Here is a 24295-nt window from a genome sequence, read left to right as displayed (position 1 = left end):
TGTCAACAACGATTCAAATTTCCCCAATTTCAACGAAATGAAATTCCCCATTATGAACGGCTAAGTCGTTGTTTGGGCAGGATAAATTCCTGCTTTTTTCTTTTCTCGCAAACGGTAGGAGTCACCCTTGATGTTAAATGTAATCGCATGATGTAAGAGGCGATCCAAGATAGCCGTTGCCAGTACATCGTCACCAAAAACTTTTCCCCATTCAAGGTACGATTTATTAGATGTTAAAATCATTGCTCCTTGTTCGTATCGCTTTGAAACAACCTGGAAGAAAACATTGGCTGTTAGTTCATCAAAAGGAAAATAACCTACTTCATCTACAATCAACACGTCTGGACGACTCCAACGATTTACGAGTCGCTGGAGTGTCCCTTTATCATTGGCCTTGCGGCACTGAGCCACTAAGTCGTCGGCCGACAAAAATAGGGCTGTATATCCTTGGGTAATCGCTTCAATCGCAAAGGAGACGGCTAAATGAGTTTTTCCTACACCCGGAGGACCCAGTAATATGCGATTTTCACCATTGGCAATAAAGCGACATGTTAAGGTTTCCTTGACCCTTTTCTCGCTCAGACTTGGTTGAAATGTAAAGTCAAAATCATGAATCGTTTTGGTGTAAGGCAGCTTTGCCCGTTTCATTCGCTTTTCTAGTTGATCGGAATCTTGTTGCTCCGTTTCATGCAAAACGATAGTGTGAAGAAACTCAGAATATGATACATTATCCTTAGAAGCGTCTTCTAGTAAACTATCAAGTTGGTTGGCTGTATGATGCCAGCCGAGCTTCTTTAAACGTTCCAATAAGAGTTCGTTCATCATACAGACTCACCTTCTTCCAGTGCGGCGTAAGCAGCGAGAGGGCGTTTTTCCACATTTGGAGATGGGGTATGAGAGTGAAGACCGTCGGTCGCCAAACCTTCAACGTTCTTCGCTTTCTGCCCTTTTTCTTTTGTATGTAGCCCATCATAGTGTTCCATTCGGATATGAGTAGTTGCTTTTCCTGTAAGAACCGGATGCTTTGCGATACATTCATGTTCATCGTAAATCTCTAAATGATGATCGAGTGTTTCTTTAATTTTGAGCATTTGTCCAGCGTAACGGTAAGGAACTGAATACTTTTTTCCACGATACGACACCACACAGTCCCGACTGACTTCTCTGGTCTCCCAATGTGAAGTAGGAAACAGAGGCTTCACTCCCCATACCTGCAGGAACTTCTGTTCCTGCTCAAATCGTTGAAAGGGTGACTCATTAGTAGTCTGATTGATTTTCTTGTTAGCTATTTGATCTAACCATATACGTACATCTTCATTCAATGCATATAAAGTTGGTCCATGTTTTCGCTGAAAGAAGTTGTCTTTCAAATACTTAATGGTTCTCTCTACTTTTCCTTTTGTCTGTGGACGCTTAGGGCGACATGCTTTTGGTACAATCCCATAGTAGGCTAAGAAATCTTCAAACTTGCGGTTAAAACGGATTTCTATAGGACTATGCTTGATAACAACGGTCTTCATATTGTCGTAGAGAATTTGTTCTGGTATCCCGTTAAAATACGAGAAAGCATTCATATGACACTTCATTAAAGTTTCGAGATTCATGTTGGTAGTAAACTCTACATACTTCATTCGAGAATAACCTAAGATCATGACAAATGCATAAATGTCTTGTAGTTTGCCATTGACTAAGTATCTTCCTACGTACGCCCAATCCATTTGTGCTTGTTTCCCTGGTGGTGTTTCAAACCGTAAGGTTGCCTGTTTCTTTGGTTGTTGACGAAGAGGACGAACAAAATCTCTTAGAATCGTCATCTTTCCCTCGTAACCCATCGCTTGAATCTCCTCTAACAGTACAACACAGTTGGTTGTCCCTTCTTTAACTCGTTGAAGGATGTAGGACTTATAAGGTTCCAGCTTACTCTCTTTATGCTGATCAGTTTCCTTGCGTTCCGGCAACTGATTGCTTTTTAGATATTTGCTGATTGTTTTACGATCGAAGCCTGTTGCTTCTGCAATGGCTGTTTTCGTCCATCCTTTCTGAAATAATTCTCTAATCATAAAAAACTCCCCAATCTTCAGCATCGTTTCTTCAACTCCATCTTTGATGTTTGTTTCGAAACGATTATCTGTTATTTTTGAGGAATTTAAAACCGTTGTTATTGAGTATTTTACAACCGTTGATTACATATCCTTTCATTATGGGCATATTAGTACTTTTAACTAATAAGACTTACTTATAAAATCTTTCTCTTGCAATATAATCTTATAAGTAAGTCAATAATTTTAGCTTTACATGCTATTCTGTACTTCAATAATTTTAGCTTCCTCTTTACTAGCAACTTTGTTACCCAGTATATAGAAGATTAAGGACACTGCTGTTAGTACACTTATGATTATAAACATCATTTCTCCTCCTAACCCCTCAAGGAGAGAGCCTCCGAGTGCAGGTCCAATGAACATACCAAGCATTCTAAAATTACTAGCTCCAAAGTATGTTCCTTTTAAATCACCTTTTGCAAGCTTATCTATAAACAGGCTTCCAGAAGGAACTATTAAGATTTCACCTAATGTAAAGACAATGATACCGAGAACAAATATAGACCAGTGGAAGCCTGCCGAAAATGCTAACATTCCAATGCAAAGTAACCCAGTACCGATTGCCATATTTACTAAAATAGGTTTCTTTTCTGACCATTTGGTGATGAATGGTTGAAATATTACTACAACTATTGCATTAATCGTTAATAGCATGGAGTAAATAGAAGCAGCATTGTCTATTTTTTCTTTCATAAAAAGAGGTAGGTTCGAATCATATTGTGCATAGCCTATAAATGATAAAATGCCTGCAAGGATAAAGAATCCTAAAGCTAAGTCTTTTCTTATAACATTGATGGCTGCAGAAATACGTACTTTCTCTTTTTTACCAGCTGGTTTAAGCTCGTTTGAGAATTTATTTAATGTAAAAGTTAGAGCGATAGCATAAATTAAATACAGACATCCTGTAATGATGAAAGTTAAACCGGCGGATTTTAATGCAAAATATGCTCCTAATAATGGACCAATAGCAGCTCCAACATTTATAGCCATATATCTGTATGAAAAGACCCGCATTTTCTTTTCCTCAGTTGTTAAATCAGATAATAGAGCTTGGCTTGTTGGTTCAAAAAATGATCGACAAAGACCATTTAAAATATTTAGAAGAATAATAAGTACTACATTAGTTGTCATTCCAAATCCAATAAAGACGAAAGCCCATACAAACAGGGTATATAATAAAACTTTCTTTCTCCCAAACTGGTCTGATAAATTCCCGCCAAAAAAGCCACCGAACACGCCAGAAATAGCACCGAAACCAACTGTAAGGCCTATTAGTCCAACACTAAGATCACTTTCATTAGCTAAATAAATAGTCAAGAAAGGTAAACTCATAAATGAACCAGCCCTAGCAAACATTGTTCCAAAAATAATCACCCACACTAATGGATGATAAAATTTAAACTCCTTTATTAAGCGATTCATATATATAACTCCTAACATTGTGTTTATAATAATAGCTACTCAGTAATGAGTAGCTATTATTATTTAATTCTCTTAAAAAAACAAAATTAAATTAAACTTTGGCTATTGTAAAACTTCAAGATCAAATTCATTTTGTTTCATTTCAGTCTTAATAGAATCAATAATTTCTTCAATATTAGGACTTTTCAAAAAAGAGACTAAGCAATCATTTACATAAACAGCTGGAGTAACAGTTTCAATGATTCTATCAGATTGAATAAAGGAGTAACCTTTATCTCTTACTGACGTTGTAAGTTTTTTAGTAGCAAGGACACGATCCAATGAAATGTTATAATCATATACGTAAACACTAACTTCATTATTAAAATTATTTGTAATCTCTTTTTTTATATTTTGTACTTCTTCAAGGTTAACATCTATGCTATTACAACATTCACTCTCTTTACTTTCACAACAATCTTCGCTTGAAGTGTTCTGATTTAAAGCTGGGATAATCTCGACAAGTATTTTGTTCGCCAATTTCCTATACCTCCCATTGTTAGTTAGTTGCTAATCGATGCACAGGTTTGGGCGGTAATGGACTAAAACATTGCTCATATGTAATAGTTAATGCCGTACCTAATGTTTTATTTGTATAAGCTAATGCATCATTTACTATTAGTTTTAAAAGGTTAGGGTTTGATTCACATCTTATATTGATTACAACTCTAAAATCTGTCGATTCTGTAAAGTTTTCAATAGATGTTTCCGGAATCATTCCGGTTTGTACCAAACTGGTTTTAACATAGCTTTGCCCTTTACCCAAATATGTCTTTAAATGGGCAATAGCCATTTTCTCTTTTTGAAAATGTGCATCTATTTTGCTTATAAAAGTATCTGTCCATAGCTGAGGATTAATTAATCCCTCATTCTTTTCTAAATCCCCGAGAATATTAAGCCAGGCTAATTCAGCTTCTCCTTGAGCATAAATATCATAATCAATGTCTAAAATTCTGTGACCTCCATCATCAGTTTTTAACCAATGATTTGCTAAGTCTTCAATATTCAAGTTGTGTTTTGCTGAAATCATTTTAACTTCAGTATCAGGAAATCTTTCATTTAAAAATGTAGTAACTTGCTCTAATTTGCTTTTAGTAAATTGATCAATTTTATTGAGAACAATTAAGTCAGCTTCAGCGATTTGTTTTTCAAAAATATAGTTAACTGTTTTTGAAAAATTAACGCCTTCTTCTACATTTAATTCATTAATTATTCTGTTAGGGTCTAATACGATTGTTAAAGGAGAGATAATGAACTCGGCATTGTAATACTGTTTTAAAGGTTGAATGACAGTAGCAGCTAAATCTGTGCAGCTTCCAACAGCTTCTGTAATGATTATATCTGGTTGCTTAGTAGATATAATGTTATTCAATACTTCATAAAGCTCATCGAATTTACAACAGAAACACCCACCTGTTATTTCTTCTGTATTTAATCCATTATCTTTCGCTAGTTGTGTATCTATTAACTCATCACTTTGATCGTTGGTTACTAAAGCAACTTTGAATCCACGAGATTCTAGATGAATTGCCGATTTAATCATTGTAGTAGTTTTACCTGCACCTAAAAATCCACCTAATAAAATAATTTTTGTCTGCTTCATTAAATTAACTCCCCTCCAAAATAGTAATAATTTAACACTTCAAACAACAACGCTTAAATATGCCTTCTTCTTGAGGCGTTAATGATGAAAAATATAATTCATCGATAGATGGATCTGGATGTTTCCATTCATAATGAAATTCGTACTCTGTTAAATCTAAAGATTGAATGGAGTTTCTCTGTAATAATGGTGATCCTTTATATAGATATAATCTGGTTTCATATTGAATAGGATCAATAATGTCTTCCAATTGATTATCAGCAACAAAAGCTCTAAAAGTAGATAAATCTTCTAGTTTCGTCCATGGATTAAACATGATAAAGGTTGGGTTTAGTTTTATTCCTGTTTCCCTTAAAAATGAAATTGCTCCTTCAATGTCTTCTATAGAGGTATCTTTGGCTACTTCATCAAGAACTTCTTTAGAAGGAAACTCTAATGCAGAAGTAATAAATTTGACATTCAGCTCTTTCATTTCTTTTAAAGTTTCTTGGTTCTCCAAGATATGGTCTACCCGTGTAGTAAAGTCATAAGTTAGAAAAGGAAATTCTTCATTAAGCTTTCTTAGAATTTTAATTCCATGGTACTTTGCATTAAAAAAGTCAGCATCAATGAAAGTTAAGTGAGTCATTCCTTGGTTTACTAAATTTCTTACATCACTAATTACGATATCTTCAGGTACTAGAATTACTTTTCCATCATAAGCTGCAAAAACTGAACAATATAAACATTTATGGTGACAACCTCTTGCAATTTCTGTAGTACCAACTACTTGTTCAGAACCTAATAGTTTATTGATTTGAATTTGTGGGTATTTCTCAAGTGGCGGTAATATTGTCCTTGTAGGTACGTCTAAGTGCTTTCTAGACATAAAAGGGTGAATTACTTTTCCTTGTAAAGCATCTTCGGCTAGTAGGATGCCTGACAAATCTTCAACCTTTTCCCCTGCTAGAAGATCTGTTAACTTTACCAAAGGGATTTCCCACTCCCCACTAATACAGGAATCGCTATATATACCGGAGAGTCTATTTGCATTAATAGTCGCATGTTGTCCAAAGAAGGTGATATGGGCATTCGGATTTTCTTCTCTTACCATTTTGGAAATCTCAATACCAGCAGATACCGCGTCGAATAATGGAATTGATATAGCCACAAGATCAACATCTTTAAACTTTTCTTTTTGAATTCCTTCAACATATGTATCTAAAACAGATACTTCGACTCCAGCATTAATTAAAGCTGTCGCTGCAGAAGCGACAGTATGAGGCTGAAATCCTCCTTCAAAGTTGGATACTAATAATGTTTTCACAAAGATCACTCCAATTTTATTTTTTTGCAACAATAAGGTAATAACCTAACTCTTCATCAATAAATTTTGCTACTTCAGGACTTTCTTGGACTAATTTTTGATGTTCTTCCTTAATTGAATCGTGTTCGGATCTTAAGCGCTTATCTCTTTCATCTTTATCAATGGAATAGTCGATACATTCAATATTTCTAAAGCCTTGTTTTTCTAAAATTCTTACATTTTCACTTAAACTTAGACTTCCACCACGACATCCACAGACTAATCCCTCGTGTTCTCTAACTTCATCTGTAACCGGCTTAAAGGATACAAAATCTGTGTAAACAAATAGACCGCCTGATTCTAGGACTCTATATGCCTCTGATATAACCTTTTCTCTATCTGGTACTAGGTTCATAACACATTCGCTATATGCGAAATCAAATTGTTCATCCATGTAAGGTAAATCCTTTAGATCTCCCTTAAAGAATCCAACCTTTTTTTGTAATTCTATTTCTAATTCTTTTGAGTTTTCTCTAGCCTTTGACACCATATTTTCACTGAAATCAATCCCGATAAATTGCTTACCAAGTGTATGTTCCTTTGCTAATCCTATTAAAGTAGTACCCATTCCTGAGCCCATATCTAATATTCTTTTTTTACTTCCAGATATTAAGTACTCTTTTATCTTCTGTGTCGGACCCTGAGGGGAAAATCTATTTTCGCTTGAATTATAAGGGCCTTCTCCCTTAGCTACCGAATCGTAGAAATTATATATTTCTTTGCTAAAACCACTTTCATTAACGGCCTCGTTTGGACTACAGCATGATGATTGAACTGTTAATTTATTCACAATCATTACCTCCCGATCTTATAAAATATTAAGTTGCAATGCTTCTTCTGTTTTCTCAATTTTATTTTTAATATCTTCGTAAGTTTCCCCTTCTACAACAAAGTAACCTAATCGATTGTAATTGCTGGTTGTACCACTAACTTTTGATCCTGGCTTATAAAATAATGAATAATTTTGTGCTAGGCCTAGATCTTTCATATCATAGTGCAGGACACCCGATTTATCAGCTGCTAAAAAACGAATAGCTGCAAATTTAGCTTTTTTGACATTAGATTGTATTCTTTCTTTTTCTCCAAGAATAATTTGAAGTGATAACCTTCTTAAATCTATTCCTGTTACTGTAGTTACTAAGTCAGGGATTCTATCTCCACCAGGCCTTGCATTAACTTCTATTAATCTAGGGCCATTGGGAGCTAATTTAATTTCAGAATGGGTAACCCCGTTATTAATGCCTAATAAACTTAACGTTTCCTTAATCAGTGAGTTAATTAGCTCCAAATCTCTTTCACTAATTTGTGCTGGAACAATATGTCCAACTTCCACAGTGGGGTTAAATGTAGCTGTTTGTTTTTCTGTTACTGCAAGAACTGTTGTCTCGTCATTAATGGTGAAAGCTTCAACACTAAATTCAGGACCTTCTAAGTATTCTTCCATTAATATTTCAGAGTCGATTTCTTGGCCCACGAGATTTTTTTCTTTTGTTCTAATGTTAGATACGGCATCCCATGCTTCTTCAATTGTGTTGCATTTTTTAACCATACTACTCCCTGACTCATTTGATGGTTTAATAATCACAGGAAAAGTAAAATCTTCTACAGCGTTCAATACTTCTCTCTCATGAGTAATTAATTTGTGTTTAACTTCCCATTTTGTTCCCTTTAAAGCTTTTCTAGTAAGTTTTTTGTTCCTACAATTAATTGCTCCTGTATAACTCATAGCATTTTTAAGTCCTAAATTTTCAGATATTTTTGAACATAAGGTTAAACGGTATTCATTTAATGTATAAACGCCGACTATCTCAAACTGATTTTTCAGTTTATTTACTTCACTCAATACTGAAAGCTCATCATTTAAGTCAATTTCTAGAGGGTAATCAACAAACAACGCTTCATGAAGCTCTATCCTAGAGTTGAATAGTATAGCTTTGTATCCTAATTCTTTAACTAGCTTTGCTTCTTCACATTCATTGTTTCTTGTTCCTAAAATAACGACAGCTTGTTTTTTTTCTTTGGTTAACAAATTAATCCCCCTCACACGCAACAGTTGGATTGAGATTGATCTGTACTATTTGAGCTATCTGCACAAGAATCAGTAAGACCAAAATCTAATTGATCTTTAAACATTGTTAATGTAAGCGCATATAATTGACTAATTTCTTCGTTTGTAATCCCATTTTGTTTTGCCTTGATAACTAAGCCTCTTATTTTATCTTTGTTTCCAAGGGCCATACATGCAGCCATACTTGCAATTAATTTTTCTTTCTCATTCATTGGTCCACCATTAAGTGCTTCATCGCTAAATGAGTTAAATTTAGAATTTAATGAACAAATTCCTTCAAGCAACATTAACCATTTCCCCCTTATATGTTTTAACGTTATAGTTTTTTATAATCCAATCGTTTAACTGATAGAAAATAAAATAGCATTCAAATATTTTACTTGTAAATTGCAAGTAAAGTATTTGAATAAAAAAAGAATTCCTTTTAATTTTAACCGTATGTTAAAATAAACTAGAAAATATTTCTTTTTTTTAATTGTAATTTGCAACTGTTTATTTTGTCAATATAAAACAAAAAGATAACATGGATAAGTTATCTTTTTTTACACTGAATTAATAATTTATAAAATATTTAATCTTTTTTACAATATTTCTCTTTACTTTTGACTAATTAATTAAAAAAGGCCACCAATTATCATTTGTATAAAACGTTAGTAATCTATTATTGTATTCATATCTTTTATGTTAAATCTTTTAACCGTTTTATTTGCTTCACTACATATTTTGCATCTGAACCAACTCCTCGAATCGTTGCCGATGAAAACGATCGTTGCCATGAAAGACCTACAAAATATAAACCATTGATTTTTTGGCTAACTCCTTTTCTTTGCAAAGGACTACCTAAAGTATTTAAAGCTCCATCAAGGGGTTTTAGATATACAACATTTGGTCGATATCCTGTAGCAAAGATGACTGTATCCACTTTTTCCTCTTTTCCTTCTTCCCATATAACCCCTTGTTGGGGTAGTACCAGCGAAGCTGTCACCACCCGCAATAAGGAAATGTCAAGGTTATAATAAGTTGTTTAAGTTAAATACTTTCAACACACATACCCCCGTCTTGTTTTGGATGGGGGTAAAATAAAGTTGTTAAATAAGGATACTTTAGCAATAAAGTCTTTATAAATCTAAGTGTTCTTCAACAATCGCGCCCGATTGTTGAAGAACAGAAGGGCTTCTATTAGCTGGTTTAGTTCAAAAGGGTATAGAACGGGAGAACATTACTCCCACTCATAATCATCAGTCACTAGCTCGACCTTTTCAGGTATTATTTTTTGAAGAGAGTCTATTGTTGAAAAGTGTTCATCATTTGAGAACGCAGTAATATAATCGCCATCATACCCTACCCAAAACATCGTCGAACTTTCAGTTAAAGTTGCTATCGGCGTATTGGCTATCCACTTTAATTTAACGAGACTGGTTCGGTTTTTTTTAGTCTTTTTTACATGATAAGGCGATTCATATTCCCTTTCCTCTAGTCTGAATACATCCTGTTTTAAGGACCACAATGATAAGTTCAACATGCTTCCATTCCCGTACAAATAAGGATAATATTCTTTAAATTGTTGCGGGCTTCGTATAATTGTTTTTACAAAGAACGTGTCTTTACGACTCCCCTTCATATAATTAAACTCTATATTTTGCAGCTTAAACAGTTCTTCGTACTCTGCTTGTTGAAAATCATAGATTTCCGCAAGGGAATAAATAGGGTAATAATCTTGGTTCTCCATCCAATTGCAAAAGAATTCTTCATGGGCATCTGTATAATTACCATCAATATAACAAGAAAACTCTACGATATATTGGAACTCACCGTTAATCCCAAAAGGATAGGTGGCTTCTGGCCCCGATACAGTTATTATTTTTTCGGGAGGGAAGTAGCTTATTTCTACCTTCATTTTAATCGCCTCTCTTAAAAGGTTCGAATAATTATATTTTTATTATATTACTACGTGTATCATTGTTTTCGCTGGCTTATTAGTATTATCAGCTTATTGATCTAACCTCCGTTTGTTCAATAAGAAAAGCATCCCTTGTTGAAGGAGTGCGCCCGATTGCTACCTTAGCTTGTTAAACTAACGCTCCCGTTACACAATAAGGGAAATATCTTTAATCAAAATTGATTTCACCTTGTTTTTTTGCTTTTTTCTTAATAATCCGCGCTATTTTATCTGAATTCCACCACTCCTCGGCTTTAGGTAAAAGAGAAACAACCTCATATGCTAATTTTTCGTAAATGTCGGGTGGAATAGGTTCCTCGTCATATCTAAATGAGTCGTGTTCCTCCGTTGGTTCAAGTCGAATACATGGAACATGGTGAGTTGTGTTTACCTTATCTGGAGGAAAGTGAGTTCCACCCTTGATTGTAAAACCATTGGTTGGTGAAGCACCTATTTCAACAATGAACCCACCACCATACTTGTCAAAGAAAAAAGAGATAAGGTCAATTCGGGTTTCTAATCTACGTCGAAAATGCGGAAAAGAACCTTTAAATCCCTTTTCCCTTAATAATGGAATAAGAATTGATTTCAGTGCTTTAATCATTTCATCACGTCCAGAAGCCATTATACCCTACTCCTTTTAATTTATTAAATCCTATTTTATCCGAGTGCTCCTTACGTTAACCTGCACCGTTAGTTCAATTAACCTTGCTCCAGAATCTGGCCCGATTGCGGAATAGAGTAACTGAAGCTTTTAACTTTAACTTTACTACTTTTTTATAAAGTAGTATTTGTTATGTAATCGCTGTAACAAAAACGACCATTTCTGTTACATGATATGAAAATTAATATTTTGCTTACTAATCCAGTATATATCGCGTAACAAAAATATGTAACAAAATCATTTGTAACAATATTAATTGTTTGATAGTTTTGGTACAATTATGACGAAAGGTGAGGATGTAAATGAAATTTGGTTACATGCGCGTTTCGACCATTGATCAAAATTTAGATCGCCAAAAGAGGCAACTTGAAGAATCTGGATGTGAACGTATCTTTTTTGAAAAAATAACAGGAACGAAAAGGGATCGACCAGAGTTGAACCGTATGTTGGAGTTTCTTCGACCAGAAGACACCGTCGTTGTAACGGATTTAACTCGCTTATCACGTTCCACAAAGGATCTGATTGAGATTACAGAACTCATTGCCCAAAAAGGCGCACATTTAAAAAGTTTAAAGGAGTCTTGGCTGGACACAACAACGGCACATGGAAAAATGTTGTTTACTATTTTTGCTGGAATTGCACAATTTGAGCGAGATCTCACTTCTGAAAGAACAAGGGAAGGCATTTTAGCTGCAAAAAAACGGGGAAAGTTTCCGGGAAGGCCAAAAGCTGATGAAGAAAAGATCAATTATGCCCTATATCTTATGGATCAAGGGATGAGCCGGACAGACGCTGCTGAAAAGGCTGGTATTTCCCGTATGACTTTGTATAGAAAGCTGAAAAGGGAGGAAAAAGGTTAATCAAAATTAGGAAGTGAATGAGCTATTTGGAAAGGACAAATATGGATATTGAAAAGAACAAAAGTAACCAAAATCGTTTAAGGATTCTTAGTGAGGAAGAAATAAAGACTATTTATGAAAAACCAAATTTCACATATGAAGATCGTTGTTCTTACTTTTCTCTCTCACAGCCTGAGAAAGATTTGCTACATACATTGCGTTCCATCAAATCTAAAGCTTATTTCGTTCTACAACTGGGTTATTTCAAAGCCAAACAGCTATTTTTTACATTTGACTTCCATGAGGTAGGAGAGGATCTACAGTATGTTTTAAAGGAATACTTCAACAATAGTGAACTTGATGATTGGAGTCCGATTGATAAATCTACTCGTTTAAAACAACAACAATTGATTCTTAAATTATTTAGCTACCGTAGTTGTGGCATCGCAGAACGGCATACCATGGAGGAAAAGGCCCGTAAGGCTGCAACATTTTTCGGTAGACCCATTTATATCTTTCGCGAAATCATGAATTATTTGTCTGAGCATCGTATTGTCGTTCCCGTTTATAGTTTTATGCAAGATATCATAGGTCAAGTAATAACCAATGAACAAAATCGATTGATTACACTAATTCAAGACCATCTTAAAGAAATGGATATCAAAGCCTTAGATCAGTTACTGGAAGACTCGTCTGGATTGTATGAGATTACGTTACTGAAGCATGAGCCGAAAGATTTCAGTGCTACTGAGATAAAGCGAGAGATGGAACGAGGTAAACAAATACAACAGTTGTATCATTTGGCCCAAGAATTGTTACCAAAGCTAAATATTTCGAACGAAAGCATCAAGTATTACGCTTCTTTAATAAGCTATTACTCTGTCTTTAGACTGAAACGTCTGAATGAATGGATTGTTTATATTTACTTATTATGTTTCGTATTTCATCGTTATCAACGGATGAACGACAATCTGATTAACACCTTCATATATAGCGTGAGGGGTTATATCGATGATGCAAAATCAACAGCAAAAGAACGTGTTTACCAGTGCTATACAGAGAGCAATCAAGACATAAAAAAAGCAGGGGAACTACTCAAAATATTTACTGATGATCATATTCCTGCCGATACTCCCTTTAAAGATATTCAAAGTCGTGCATTTACGATTCTGGAACGTCAGAAACTGGAATCCGTAGCGAAACAGATCACTGCAAATATAAAATATGATGAAACTGCCTTCCAATGGGAACAGATTGATCAGCAGGCACGGCGATTTAAGCGTTATTTAAGACCCATATTTTTGAAGGTTGATTTCGTTGCTCCTTCAACTAATGATCCATTAATTAAAGCAATCGATTTTATGAAGACTGCTTTTAATAAGAATAAAGCGTTAGGACAATATCACTCAGATGATTTGCCAAATGGTTTCATATCCGATGGTGTGAAGCGTTATATCTCCGAACAAAAAACAATTTTAGCAGATCGCTATGAATTTTTGGTCTATCGCCTCCTACGCAACCGTTTGGAGGCAGGGGATATTTTTTGCTGTGACAGTATCCGATTTCGTAGTTTTGAGGATGACCTGATCAATGATCATCAATGGAAACAGAAAGAAACGTTGATCGCTGATACTGGTCTGACGATTTTCAATCAACCTATTCATAGTCATTTAGTTGAGCTTGAGAAGCGATTAGAAGACCGAATAACCGAGGTTAACCGAAGCATTTCATCCGGGGAAAATGAACATCTCCAAATCAAAAAACGAGGTTCACATACCCGATGGACATTACCATACACTCGGGATACAGAATCTCTTAATCACTCATTCTATGATACATTACAGCAAATAGATATTAGAAGTGTCTTGCACTTTGTTCAGCAAAACTGTCAATTCCTTAACTCTTTTGAGCACATTCTAGGACGTTACGCTAAACAGAATAAAGACAATCGAATTCTTGTCGCCTGTCTGATCGCATGGGGAACCAACATGGGGTTAGGTAGGATGGGGGAAATTTCTGATATTAGCTATCCGGTACTGGCTGCCACATCTGATAACTTTATTCGTCTGGAGACTTTAAAAGAAGCGAATGATTGTATCAGTAATGCAATAGCTAAACTCCCAATCTTTAAACAATATGACATTGGGGAGACGATCCATTCAAGTAGTGACGGGCAGAAAGTTGAGACTCGAATCAATACCATTAATTCTCGCCATTCACCTAAATACTTTGGTCTTGGTAAAGGGATTGTTTCCTATACAATGGTAGCCAACCATATCCCTGTCAACGCTCGAATTATTGGGGCCAATGAGCATGAAAGCCATTATGTGTTTGATATTCTTTACCATAACTCGACGGATATTCAGCCCGATATGCATTCCACGGATACTCATGGAACCAATGAAGTGAATTTTGCAATTCTTCAACTTTTTGGTTATCAGTTTGCGCCTCGCTATAAGGATATTCACAATAAAGTTAGCAAATCTCTTTATGGATTCAAACATCCAAGTCAATATGGCGATAAATTAATCAAGCCAGTCCGAAAGATTAATACGAATCTCATTATAGAAGAATGGGAAAATATTCAGCGAATTATGCTATCCCTTGCAGTTAAAACAACCACACAGAGCATTATAATTGGTAAGCTGAGTGCTTATGCACGGAAGAATAAAACCAAACGTGCTTTATGGGAGTACGATAACATTATAAGGAGTCTATATTTTTTGGATTATATTGATTCTCCACCTTTACGACGGAATGTGCAAAAGGCATTAAATCGAGGGGAAAGTTATCATAAATTACGTAAAGCAGTATCCTTTGCTAATTTTGGAAAATTGCGTTTTAAAAATGAAAATGATCAACATATATGGGGCGAATGCAGTCGCTTACTCTCCAATTGCATTATTTTTTACAATGCCAGTATTTTATCTAATATGTTGGCTTACCAAGAAACAAAGGGACTGGATTCAGACGTTATGAAACAAATATCTCCAGTCGCATGGCAACATATTAATTTCTATGGAAGATACGAGTTTAATATACAACAAGAGTCTGTTGACATGGATGCAATCATTCAAGAATTGGCCCATTCAAAATTTATATCTGAAATAGGGATAAACAATATATAAGGAGTACCTTGTTAGAAATTTTGGGGAAGCGCTCCTTATTCCCCTTTTTCGGGGGATGTGCAAAAACACCCTCTTTCTGTTTCAAAAAGTTTTGCATAGTGAACCTGGCTTCTAATATAGTTCTTTCTGCATCCTCCATTTTTTTCTGTGCTTCCTCGTTAGAACGTCTTATTTTTGTTGAAACTATTGTTGTCACAATTGCGGCTATTGAAACAAGTACCGCGGCTATTGCATAGGTGATAGTTAGGGTGTTATTCAAGAACGATATTTGATTTTCCTGAATTGAAATAACCTTGTCTTGCATTTCTTTAATTAGTGCTTCGTTATTTTGAACTGTATTCAGTAACAACATACGTTTTTCCCCTATTGATTTTTAGTCACTTTATAATTTGTTTCTTCAAATATAAAATTGGTGTTTTCAGCGATATCCTTAATTCTTTCGACTGTCGGTTCATTCGAAAGAATATTTTTCACAAAATAAACTACGTGTTTTTTATCTTGTTCTTTGAATTTCTTTGCTGTATCCAATTCATGTTTGGATAAGAAAAATTGGTCTTTATTTGAAGTTGTCGTCTTAACTTCTATATGTAATGGTGTTCCATCCCGTTCATAAGAAAGAATATCGTAACCATTAGTAGGGTCTTCGGCTATTTCTCTATTAACCATTTCTTCATATTTCGTTCCACTAAGTTTTTTACATTCGCTTTCATAAACAAAGATTTCGCCCATCAGTCCAATTTCCATTAACCGTTCATGTAGTTCTAAGTAATTTATAGGTTTATTTTTAAAGTTTCTAGCCAGTTCTCCAAAAGTATAAACTGAGGCTTCTACTTTTGCTTCTTGTTCCGATGACATGACTTTAACGCTAGTAGTTGGTATATCTTCATCAGCTAGATTCAGTTTTTTTTTAATATCATCTGCACACTCGAAACAAACAATTCTTCCATTTACAGAAGCCCAATTTTGAGTTTTATTTTCATAGCTTTCGCTACAATTACTGCACTTCAGTATATTTTCATTTCTTGTTTTTTTAATTATAAATGGAGTTAGTTTTCTATCTAGATTAGCTATTTCACCTAAATCTTTTATAAGTTTATTGGCCGTAAAAAAGCCATTATACCTAGTTTCTCGGCTATTTAAATCTTCAAACATAGGGTGAAATTTACTCGGAACTTCAAAAGTATTACCTGCATCAGTAATTACTTTCCCGTCCTGGAGATGAATACTTTTAATTTCCTTTAATTCCTCTACACTACATCCCTCTTGATATAACATATGCCAACAAAATTCTATTTTTTGCATTTCTAGTTTAGTAAAGTCTTTATTCAATACTTCCTCAATCGCCATAAATTCAGGTAATGTCAAGGGTTCATTTGGTGAAATCCTTTTCACTTTTACTTTACCTCTGTTTTTTAGCCTATTAAATTCAGCTACAATATCGTCTTTTAGCATTCTAGAGGAGAATCCTTCTTCATTCTTTAGAAGACCAAAGCCATATAGGAATTTAATAAAAGATTCCCTATAGGTACTCTGCGTATTTCTATCTCCTTCATCTTTAGAAACTACATTATTGTAATCTGAAAAAGTAATATCGGCTGCTTCCTTTGCCAGTATATCAAGTAACATTATATTTATGGCACTTCTGTAGGTCTTTTTTGAAGCCTTTGAACTATAATAACTTAAAAATTCCTCTATCACCCTGTTAGTGTAATCATTGAATATCCCTATTGCCTCGGCTGTAGGTACTACCTCTTTCTTTGACAAACTGACCCCTCCTAGTAATAAACAATCGAACTAATTCTATATTACTACGAATATGTAATAAATGGTTTTAAATAACTGAAAAAGAATTGGTATCCTTTATTTAATTAAGGTAAGCTTAATCGTGCTATTTTAAAAATAAGGGCATATTTATTAGTAATACCAATAACATAGGCTGGCGATATAAAGCCCCAGTGTATCCAGCCCTATACTGCTAATATTCTTAGAGATTTACAGAAAAAATCAGTTTATTACTTTGAAAATAGAGGTAAGAGTAAAAAGACATATTTGATAAACCTTTCTCTCTACTCTTCAGGTTTGTAAAAGGTCAGTACTATATAGTGCTGGCTTTTTTCGTTGTATCTGGATGTATCACTGTATGGCTATTGTTACTATGTAGGTATTGTTAAAAAAAGTTTTAAAAAATCCCACGCAAAAATTTTTACGCAGGAAATGACTTTTTATTGTAGGTGAAATCTGTAGTGCCCCTTATCTTCTATATTTCCACCAGTCACGAATCGTATCAAATAGCCAGTAGAGTAGGCCACCGATAAACAGTAATGCACCTAGCCCTGCGAAAGGGTCAATAACGGTAATGTCAGAATCATCTTCCTCTTCAGGTTCGTCATGATAGTGGTACTCTCCATATTCCAGCCCCCAGTCCTCACAGTTGGTGTAGCACGTATGCCCTCCATCTTCATCAGTGTTGCCAGGGTGTGCATATGTAACTTCCTGAGTAAATAAACAACTTAATAGAAATAGAAATGTAAAGATTGCCACCTTAAATATACCTTTCATTAGTCCCCAGCCCTTATACTCTTTTTTATATTTATTATACAGTAGGTTTTAGGGAAAATTACCAATTTCACAGGGTGGTTTAAAGGTAATTTATTACAATTAAAGTTACAGAAAAGCTGTGTGTATATTTTACGTGTAGCAGACCGACCACCCTGATACCCCCCGTCCCCCCCATATAGGGGCTTCCTCGCTTCGTACTGTTCATCGTGCATTTATTCCTGTATCAAGAGTGTCATTATGCTATATTCCTGCTTGCTTCGCTTGTTTCTTCATTTGTTTCCTTTCCTTTATTCATTGTTATTGTTCTATTGTCTTCTATTGCCTTGTGTATGTGTTCGTGTATCAATGATGCAGTCCGATGCATGTGGCTGGTGGCGGTGCCTCGCCCTGTCTGTATGGTGGTGTGTGATGGCACATGGTAGTAGCTTGGTATTGTCTGTATGGCAGCACTATATTGGTAGTGTGATATGTGGTGGTGATAATTCGTGGTCTTATAACTACAGTTAAGGGTCGAACACATGCTGGTAACGACGTTTATGAAAGCAGAACTTTGGAAAATGAATTACGGGAAAATATAAGGTTATATGAACTTATTAAAAGATAAAATATTGAAATTATATAAGTATTTAATCCTGTTTTAGATTCGTTACATAGGAAGTTTCTCTGTCCTTTTTAAGGGTTTAGTGCTAAAATTTCCCTGAATATCATTTTAGGGGGGCTTTTTATGACGTTAGACACTAAAGATGTTAGAAAACAAGTGAAAGATATGGTTGAGACTTTCGATGATAGTCCATTTCATGTTGAACACATTGGTGAAAAACTTGCAGAAAACAACAGACCTTTTAGTGAAAAAGGGGGCGTGATAACTAAAGAAATAAGACAAGCATGGGATAATGCAGCCAGGGACATTTTACGAGACCTTGGCAAGGAACAAGTGTTGATAGAAAATAGTGACGGTACTTTCTCTAAAAGGGGTACCGCCAACATTTCGGAAATTTTGTACGTTAAGAGAATCTTAACCTAAAAAGTCGAATTCCTGTACGTAAGGAACCGACTTTTTTAGGTTAGCTTGTTAAATTAAAGCACCATTATATACAGTATGATTTTTAAGCGTAATCATCGTAAACAACGAAACAAAAACAGCCTGTTTTTTAACTATGTTTACTTATTATCTTCAGTAAGTAATTATTTTTTTAACGTTAACAAAGATAGGACTTTACGTGGAGAGGTGGGTATGATAGGCTTGGATGCCTGATGAAACAACGGCTTCATCCTTTCAAGACCAATCATGCCCACAGAGGCTCCATGTCAAGTCCTTAAACGCTTATCTACGGATACATGTAAACAAAGATAAAAGGTGTACCACATCAACGTTTTAGAACGGATACTGTATATAACTGCGCTTATAGTTTAAGTATATTTATTCACATTTACCCTGCACAACAAGATAATTTCGAAACATCTTTATCAAATGTAAGTGCAGTTAGTTTTATTCCTTCCGCCATTGTTAAATATGGTGCAAGGGTATCTTTTAAATCATCCACAGTTAAGCCAAACTTAACTGCTAATGTCGCTGCATAAATCACATCACCTGCATTTTCAGATACAACATGAACCCCTAGAACTTTTAATGTTTTAGCATCAGCAACCATCTTAAATACACCTGTCGTTTCATGGTTTACTAATGCTCTTGGAATATCCTCTAAAGATAATACAGATGTTTTTACTTCATAGCCTTGATCTTTTGCTTGTTCTTCTGTTAATCCAACTGTTGCAACTGACGGATTTATAAATGTGACAGCAGGAACAACAGATAAATCTATTTTTTTATTTAACCCACCAATCGCATTATCAGCGACGATTCCACCTTCATATGCAGCTACATATACGAATTGAGGTCCTAATGTAACATCGCCTGCAGCATAAATGTTTTCATTACTTGTCCTTGCATAATCATTTATCAATATTTCTTTACATCTTCCAACTTCAACCCCTGCTGCACTTAAATTTAAAGAATCCGTATTTGGTTTTCTTCCTGTTGCAACAAGTAATTGTTCTGATTCCACTACCTTTTTCTTGCCATCTACCGTTACATAAACCTTTTTTACGTCTCCAACTTGTTCTATACGCCAATAAGTTGCCCCTTTTACAAGGTTAATACCTTGTTCTGTCAAAACTTTTTCTACGGCTTCTGAAATCTCTGGATCATATCCTTTTAAAAGACGCTCACTTCTTTGTATAAGTGTTACATCTGAACCTAAATTATGAAACAATTGCCCAAGTTCCAATCCGATATACCCTGAACCAATAACAGTTAATCGTTTAGGCACCTTTTTTAATTCGAGTAGTGTTGTACTAGTTAGATAGTCCACTTCTTCAAGTCCTGAAATCGTTGGTATAGATGGCGAAGCACCTGTTGCAATTAAAAATCGTTTTGCAGAAATTTTCTCCCCATTTACCTCAACTGTATTTTCATCAACAAACTTAGCTTCACCCTTTATTAAATCAATGCCATATTCATCAATTAAATCTATATATTTTTGATTTCGAAGTTCGCTAACTAATTCATCCTTTTGATTCACCAAAGAGGCTAAATCGACTTCCCCAGCAGATGTTTGTAAACCTGTGAACGGATTTGCTTTTGCTAAATGATTGATTTCTCCTGCTCTAAGAAGTGTTTTTGATGGAACACAGCCAATATTTACACAAGTTCCTCCAACTATTTCACGTTCAATCATTCCCACTTTTGCCCCATATTCAGTTGATTTAATAGCAGCAGAAAAAGCTGCCCCTCCTGAACCGATTATGAGTAAATCATAATCATCTTTGTTGTCTAACTCGATATTTATCAAGTCCTGTAATGAAAATTCTTCTATTTCTTCTGGTTGATAATTTGCTTGCTGAATCGCCTGCTCTACATTTTCAGCATTAACTTCATCTGGTAATTCAAGTACGGATTCACCACGTCTAAAACTGGTTTCGATATTTTTAGCACCTATGCTTGTTAATGCAGCATCAATATGTTGTTCACATCCTGTACAGGTCATTCCATTGATTTTAATCCGATATTTTTTCACCATTTATTCCTCCTCTATTTATAAATTACACGGTAACTTCAATCAAAAATTAACGATTCAATAATAGGGCATTGATGTAATGATTTTTGATCTGGACATCGACTTTTTAAGTCCTTTAACATTAACTCAATACGCTTTAAGTCTGCAATTTGTTTTTGAATTTCTATTTCCTTTTTTGATACAAATTCAAATATATTTTTGCAACGAACTTCATCATTATCAACAACGCCAAGTAATTTATAAATTTCACCCAATGAAAATCCAAGGTCTTGCAATCTTTTGATAAATTTTACACGCTTAACATCATCATCTGTATATATCCTATAGCCTGCATTTGTTCGAGAGGGTTCTTTTAATAATGCTTTCTGTTCGTAATATCTAATCGTCTCTTTATTTACACCGCATTTTTCTGCAAATAAAGTAATTTGGTAACTCAAATTATTCACCCCTATAAACATAATAAACCGTGTACCTTAGTACACGGTCAAGTATAATATTAAATTCCTCTTCTTCAAATGTTCATGTTCTGCCCCTATAAGGCAATAAGCGACTTTCCTAATTTAACAATCGCATCAATTAGTGGAATATCATTAATTAATTTTATTTTAAAACTTCAATAAAACGTTAGTTATTACTTAAGGTCCCACTTTAATCAGTATGATCTTTCAGTATTAATTTAGGTATAGCCTTGATATAGAATAATTCTCCTATCAACTCCACAATGGTCTGTGTAACAATTACGGCTGCAGCTAACGTTGCCCAAGAATCGGGTAAAGCTAATGCTAAAGGAAGAACTACAAGGGAGTTCCTTGTTCCAGTACTAAAGATTAATGCTCTTCCTGCACCCTTATCTAAATTGAAAACATATGCAATAAAACGAGATACAAGTGGTGTAATGATTAAAAACAAAATATATATCGGAATTACACGCATAATTATCTCGAAATCACTGTATATCTTACCAATTTTCGAAGCCACTACCACAATTAATACTAAAGCCATAAATGGGACGGGTAACCATGCTGTAAGTTCTAATGCCTTCTCGCCAAGCGCTCTCTTTTTAGCCCATAATTGAGTAATAACGGCTAATATTAGAGGTACAACTATTAGTAATAGAAAAGCTTCTATGAATGGACCTATTTGTACAACTCCTACCATCTCTTCACCTATAAATAGCCATAGATACAATGGAAGCAATACCATTTGTACTACAAACAAAATAGGTGTGGAAGCCAACATTAATTTCTCGTTTCCCTTCCCTAGTTGAGTAAAGACTATTACGTAGTCAATACATGGGGTAAGTAAAACCAAGCAAACTCCTAATAAAATTGGTGGAGATTGAGGAAATATTGTTATTAAGATCCATACAATTATGGGAACAGCTATAAAATTTCCAATTAGTAATGCCACCATAAATCTGATATTTGAAATTGCCTCACGTAGCTTTAAGAATGGTATTTGCGCAAACATTCCATACATGAGAATGGCTATGAATGGCGAAATAGTCCAATCCAAGCTTGTTCCTAAATCCTCGTTCGAGATACCTAATACTCCTCCGAATATAAGAGAAATACCATATATCCAAATTTGTTGATTTTCTAACTTCTCCCTAGTAATCATATTTAAAATCATCCCTCATTAATAATACCTCTTTCAAGGTCAATTTGTTCCTCAATTAAGTAATCCTTTAGCTTTGCCAAAATACATTCTTTCTTCTATTAAGGTTTAACAACAAGTGCCATCTGAATTAACCTTTGTTAAACACTCTGACCAAGTAAGACATTCACACTTCAATCCGTTCTTTAATACATCCAGCATTGCGTCAATATGCTTCTTTTGTTCCTCTAATTCAGAACACTTGATAGTCGCCATTTTTCTCCACCTTTCAGATGGAGACACCTGATTATCAAAACCCTCTAAAAGAACGCCAATTTCTTGAATACTAAAACCTGCTAATTGAGCCGTTTTTATAAATTTTAATCGGTCGATACCTTCAGTTGTATAGCGTCTTTGTCCACTTACTTTTTTAGGAGTGGGCATTATTCCAATTGACTCGTAATAACGAATAGCTGAAGGATTAACATCTGTCTTTTTTGCTAACTCACCAATAGAAAGGAGCGAATCCATAATTATCACCTCTTGACTTAAAGTTTACTTTAACTATTATACTTTAACTATACATTAGGAGATGGTTATTTGAAAAAGTTATTTGCTGGAATTGGAATAGTTGGTTTATGTGCGCTATGTTGTGCATTACCCGTTATTGGTATTACAGGACTTGCGGGTATCGTTGGAGTAAGTTTTGGTTATTGGCAATGGGGAATTTTGCTGATTGCTTTGGCATTATCTGTTTTTCTCATTTTAAAAACAGTGAAAAAGAACCGTACATGTAATGCAAGTGCAGGTTGCAATTGTTCCTCTAGTTCGTGTAAACATAGTTAACTATCATAAAGGAGGTTTTCTGTTATGGATCAATGTAATTGTTGTACAAGCTCCTCAAATGTTGCTTGTAATATTAGTGCCTTCAATTCAGAAAAAAGAAGACGTTATGAGGTACTTCGAAAGGAATTGACTGAAACGCTGTCAGTCAAGGGAATTATCAATGGTTACACTTTTGTTTTCCCAAATGATCAACCGTTATTACTGAAAATAGCCGAATGGATTACTTTGGAAAATAGATGTTGTCCATTCATAAAATTTTCACTAAATGTAAGTGGGGATTCAGAATCTATAAGAGTGGAATTGACTGGAAACGAAGATGTTAAGAACCTCTTGAAAGAAGAATTCCAATTATAAAAAATCACAGTTTTAAAAATGGTAGCTGAATAGCTACCATTTTTAATTTGAACATATTTTTTACATTTTCTTCATTAGAACTGTGAAATTTAGATATTTCTTCTTCAACTCTTCTGCCAGTTAGCACAAAATAGGCTATCAAATCGACGATTTCCTTATTGTTATAGCACCAATTAAATTAAGTGAAAAACTTCACAATACAATCCATAATGCATGATTATATTCGTAAAGAAATGTAACTTAAGATACTTTTACAATTAATAACTATAATACATTATTAATCAAAAAAAATTGATTTATAACTTGTTAATCAAAAATATTTGATGTATGATATGTTCATCAAATATTTTTGATTAAACGAATGGAGGGTATTTATGCTTCCTGTAACAGTTGATTTACAAAGTACATTCAAACATTATGAAAAAACATTTAAAGCACTTGCTGATGGAAAGAGGCTGCACATCCTATATTTATTGGCAAATACACCTGAAGATTCGATTTGCGTTTGCGATTTAATGGAAGAAATGGACCTGCCGCAATCAAAACTCTCTTATCATTTAAAAATATTATTGCAAGCAAACTTAATTATTCAGAATAAAAAAGGTACTTGGAGCTATTACTCCTTAAATCATAAAGAAATAAATAATGTTCTATCAGAAGAACTTTGTTGCTTGTTCCGTAAAAACTAAATTGAATTAATGAAAAGGAGATGTATAT

General features: G+C 34.6%; 24 protein-coding genes and 1 pseudogene. 6 read left to right on the top strand and 19 right to left on the bottom strand.

Translation table 11 applies throughout. The features are described from left to right. Positions 1-60: 60 nt before the first annotated feature. From istB to DIS06_RS13055, 12 genes are all read right to left on the bottom strand, one after another. Entirely contained in the window at positions 61-825 is a 765-nt protein-coding gene (gene istB / locus DIS06_RS13110; RefSeq protein ID WP_110113690.1) for an IS21-like element helper ATPase IstB, read from the bottom strand. Further along, positions 822-2084, bottom strand: coding sequence for an IS21 family transposase (istA, locus tag DIS06_RS13105; RefSeq protein ID WP_239422054.1), 1263 nt, complete (start codon positions 2082-2084; stop codon positions 822-824). Before istA ends, istB begins: the two co-directional genes overlap by 4 nt. 207 nt (positions 2085-2291) lie before the next feature. Beyond that, entirely contained in the window at positions 2292-3521 is a 1230-nt protein-coding gene (locus DIS06_RS13100; RefSeq protein ID WP_162595973.1) for an MDR family MFS transporter, read from the bottom strand. A gap of 102 nt (positions 3522-3623) precedes the next feature. After that, positions 3624-4040 (bottom strand): ArsD-related vicinal cysteine protein VcpD, encoded by a 417-nt coding sequence (vcpD, locus tag DIS06_RS13095; RefSeq protein WP_094913327.1) that lies wholly within the window; start codon positions 4038-4040, stop codon positions 3624-3626. A 19-nt stretch (positions 4041-4059) separates the two neighbouring features. Further along, entirely contained in the window at positions 4060-5163 is a 1104-nt protein-coding gene (locus DIS06_RS13090) for a GTP-binding protein (RefSeq protein WP_094913326.1), read from the bottom strand. A 31-nt stretch (positions 5164-5194) separates the two neighbouring features. Beyond that, positions 5195-6469 (bottom strand): arsinothricin biosynthesis radical SAM protein ArsL, encoded by a 1275-nt coding sequence (arsL, locus tag DIS06_RS13085; protein WP_094913331.1) that lies wholly within the window; start codon positions 6467-6469, stop codon positions 5195-5197. Between the two features lie 16 nt (positions 6470-6485). Next, on the bottom strand, positions 6486-7298 hold the full coding sequence (gene arsM / locus DIS06_RS13080; protein ID WP_162595972.1) for a putative arsinothricin biosynthesis methyltransferase ArsM: 813 nt from the start codon (positions 7296-7298) through the stop codon (positions 6486-6488). An 18-nt stretch (positions 7299-7316) separates the two neighbouring features. After that, a complete protein-coding gene (locus tag DIS06_RS13075) occupies positions 7317-8537 on the bottom strand; it encodes an ATP-grasp domain-containing protein (RefSeq protein WP_094913324.1) in 1221 nt (406 codons plus the stop codon). 11 nt (positions 8538-8548) lie between these two features. Further along, positions 8549-8863: a carboxymuconolactone decarboxylase family protein gene (locus tag DIS06_RS13070; protein ID WP_094913323.1), complete on the bottom strand. Its 315-nt coding sequence runs from the start codon at positions 8861-8863 to the stop codon at positions 8549-8551. A gap of 392 nt (positions 8864-9255) precedes the next feature. Next, positions 9256-9498 carry a hypothetical protein gene (locus DIS06_RS13065; RefSeq protein ID WP_094913322.1) on the bottom strand — a complete coding sequence of 81 codons (243 nt, stop codon included), beginning with the start codon at positions 9496-9498 and terminating at the stop codon, positions 9256-9258. Positions 9499-9795: 297 nt separating this feature from the next. Then, positions 9796-10473, bottom strand: coding sequence for a hypothetical protein (locus tag DIS06_RS13060; protein WP_061793455.1), 678 nt, complete (start codon positions 10471-10473; stop codon positions 9796-9798). 211 nt (positions 10474-10684) lie between these two features. Next, positions 10685-11140 (bottom strand): DUF4304 domain-containing protein, encoded by a 456-nt coding sequence (locus DIS06_RS13055; RefSeq protein ID WP_061793456.1) that lies wholly within the window; start codon positions 11138-11140, stop codon positions 10685-10687. Positions 11141-11481: 341 nt separating this feature from the next. On the opposite strand from DIS06_RS13055, the gene DIS06_RS13050 reads away from it, so the two are divergent. Both DIS06_RS13050 and DIS06_RS13045 read left to right on the top strand, forming a co-directional pair. After that, positions 11482-12039, top strand: a complete 558-nt coding sequence (locus DIS06_RS13050) for a recombinase family protein (RefSeq protein WP_110113689.1) — start codon at positions 11482-11484, stop codon at positions 12037-12039. Positions 12040-12080: 41 nt separating this feature from the next. Beyond that, the gene (locus DIS06_RS13045; protein ID WP_061793468.1) at positions 12081-15146 is read left to right on the top strand and encodes a Tn3 family transposase; all 3066 of its coding nucleotides are present in this window, start codon (positions 12081-12083) and stop codon (positions 15144-15146) included. Here DIS06_RS13045 and DIS06_RS13040 read toward each other — a convergent pair. The 3 genes and pseudogenes from DIS06_RS13040 to DIS06_RS20960 form a co-directional block, all read right to left on the bottom strand. After that, complete coding sequence (locus DIS06_RS13040; RefSeq protein ID WP_110113688.1) at positions 15115-15498, bottom strand: hypothetical protein; 384 nt, start codon at positions 15496-15498, stop codon at positions 15115-15117. The two genes, DIS06_RS13045 and DIS06_RS13040, sit on opposite strands and share 32 nt — an antisense overlap. Before the next feature lie 11 nt (positions 15499-15509). Then, positions 15510-16910, bottom strand: a complete 1401-nt coding sequence (locus DIS06_RS13035; protein WP_110113687.1) for a protein NO VEIN domain-containing protein — start codon at positions 16908-16910, stop codon at positions 15510-15512. Positions 16911-17525: 615 nt separating this feature from the next. Next, positions 17526-17630 (bottom strand): annotated as a pseudogene (locus DIS06_RS20960) (YHYH domain-containing protein); the annotation flags it as partial. A 799-nt stretch (positions 17631-18429) separates the two neighbouring features. Between DIS06_RS20960 and DIS06_RS13025 the strand changes: the two are divergent. Further along, the gene (locus DIS06_RS13025) at positions 18430-18729 is read left to right on the top strand and encodes a hypothetical protein (RefSeq protein ID WP_110113685.1); all 300 of its coding nucleotides are present in this window, start codon (positions 18430-18432) and stop codon (positions 18727-18729) included. 406 nt (positions 18730-19135) lie between these two features. Here DIS06_RS13025 and merA read toward each other — a convergent pair whose 3' ends face one another. The 4 genes from merA to DIS06_RS13005 form a co-directional block, all read right to left on the bottom strand. Beyond that, positions 19136-20785, bottom strand: coding sequence for a mercury(II) reductase (merA, locus tag DIS06_RS13020; protein WP_263622130.1), 1650 nt, complete (start codon positions 20783-20785; stop codon positions 19136-19138). A 35-nt stretch (positions 20786-20820) separates the two neighbouring features. Beyond that, positions 20821-21240, bottom strand: a complete 420-nt coding sequence (gene merR, locus DIS06_RS13015; protein WP_404825867.1) for a mercury resistance transcriptional regulator MerR — start codon at positions 21238-21240, stop codon at positions 20821-20823. A 190-nt stretch (positions 21241-21430) separates the two neighbouring features. Next, entirely contained in the window at positions 21431-22402 is a 972-nt protein-coding gene (locus DIS06_RS13010; protein ID WP_110113683.1) for an arsenic resistance protein, read from the bottom strand. A 105-nt stretch (positions 22403-22507) separates the two neighbouring features. After that, positions 22508-22909, bottom strand: a complete 402-nt coding sequence (locus tag DIS06_RS13005; RefSeq protein WP_110113682.1) for a MerR family transcriptional regulator — start codon at positions 22907-22909, stop codon at positions 22508-22510. A gap of 69 nt (positions 22910-22978) precedes the next feature. Here DIS06_RS13005 and DIS06_RS13000 point away from each other — a divergent pair, with 69 nt between their 5' ends. From DIS06_RS13000 to DIS06_RS12990, 3 genes are all read left to right on the top strand, one after another. Further along, positions 22979-23224, top strand: a complete 246-nt coding sequence (locus DIS06_RS13000) for a hypothetical protein (protein ID WP_110113681.1) — start codon at positions 22979-22981, stop codon at positions 23222-23224. A gap of 24 nt (positions 23225-23248) precedes the next feature. Beyond that, complete coding sequence (locus DIS06_RS12995) at positions 23249-23578, top strand: hypothetical protein (RefSeq protein WP_110113680.1); 330 nt, start codon at positions 23249-23251, stop codon at positions 23576-23578. Between the two features lie 374 nt (positions 23579-23952). Next, a complete protein-coding gene (locus tag DIS06_RS12990; RefSeq protein WP_110113679.1) occupies positions 23953-24267 on the top strand; it encodes an ArsR/SmtB family transcription factor in 315 nt (104 codons plus the stop codon). Positions 24268-24295 lie beyond the last annotated feature (28 nt).

Origin of the sequence: Bacillus sp. CGMCC 1.16541 (assembly GCF_003184905.1) — a bacterium.
Lineage (GTDB): Bacteria > Bacillota > Bacilli > Bacillales > Bacillaceae_H > Priestia.
The sequence above is the reverse complement of the archived record's forward strand: the minus strand, read 5'-3'. Positions and strand labels throughout refer to the sequence as shown.

Coding starts and splice junctions, on each gene's coding strand:
- istB (WP_110113690.1), bottom strand. CDS start 825: ATGATGAACGAACTCTTATTGGAACGTTTAAAGAAGCTCGGCTGGCAT.
- DIS06_RS13060 (WP_061793455.1), bottom strand. CDS start 10,473: ATGAAGGTAGAAATAAGCTACTTCCCTCCCGAAAAAATAATAACTGTA.
- DIS06_RS13050 (WP_110113689.1), top strand. CDS start 11,482: ATGAAATTTGGTTACATGCGCGTTTCGACCATTGATCAAAATTTAGAT.
- DIS06_RS13090 (WP_094913326.1), bottom strand. CDS start 5,163: ATGAAGCAGACAAAAATTATTTTATTAGGTGGATTTTTAGGTGCAGGT.
- DIS06_RS12995 (WP_110113680.1), top strand. CDS start 23,249: ATGGATCAATGTAATTGTTGTACAAGCTCCTCAAATGTTGCTTGTAAT.
- istA (WP_239422054.1), bottom strand. CDS start 2,084: ATGCTGAAGATTGGGGAGTTTTTTATGATTAGAGAATTATTTCAGAAA.
- DIS06_RS13040 (WP_110113688.1), bottom strand. CDS start 15,498: ATGTTGTTACTGAATACAGTTCAAAATAACGAAGCACTAATTAAAGAA.
- DIS06_RS13100 (WP_162595973.1), bottom strand. CDS start 3,521: ATGAATCGCTTAATAAAGGAGTTTAAATTTTATCATCCATTAGTGTGG.
- merR (WP_404825867.1), bottom strand. CDS start 21,240: ATGTTTATAGGGGTGAATAATTTGAGTTACCAAATTACTTTATTTGCA.
- DIS06_RS13010 (WP_110113683.1), bottom strand. CDS start 22,402: ATGATTACTAGGGAGAAGTTAGAAAATCAACAAATTTGGATATATGGT.
- DIS06_RS13055 (WP_061793456.1), bottom strand. CDS start 11,140: ATGGCTTCTGGACGTGATGAAATGATTAAAGCACTGAAATCAATTCTT.
- merA (WP_263622130.1), bottom strand. CDS start 20,785: ATGGTGAAAAAATATCGGATTAAAATCAATGGAATGACCTGTACAGGA.
- DIS06_RS13070 (WP_094913323.1), bottom strand. CDS start 8,863: ATGTTGCTTGAAGGAATTTGTTCATTAAATTCTAAATTTAACTCATTT.
- DIS06_RS13025 (WP_110113685.1), top strand. CDS start 18,430: ATGACGTTAGACACTAAAGATGTTAGAAAACAAGTGAAAGATATGGTT.
- DIS06_RS12990 (WP_110113679.1), top strand. CDS start 23,953: ATGCTTCCTGTAACAGTTGATTTACAAAGTACATTCAAACATTATGAA.
- DIS06_RS13005 (WP_110113682.1), bottom strand. CDS start 22,909: ATGGATTCGCTCCTTTCTATTGGTGAGTTAGCAAAAAAGACAGATGTT.
- DIS06_RS13045 (WP_061793468.1), top strand. CDS start 12,081: ATGGATATTGAAAAGAACAAAAGTAACCAAAATCGTTTAAGGATTCTT.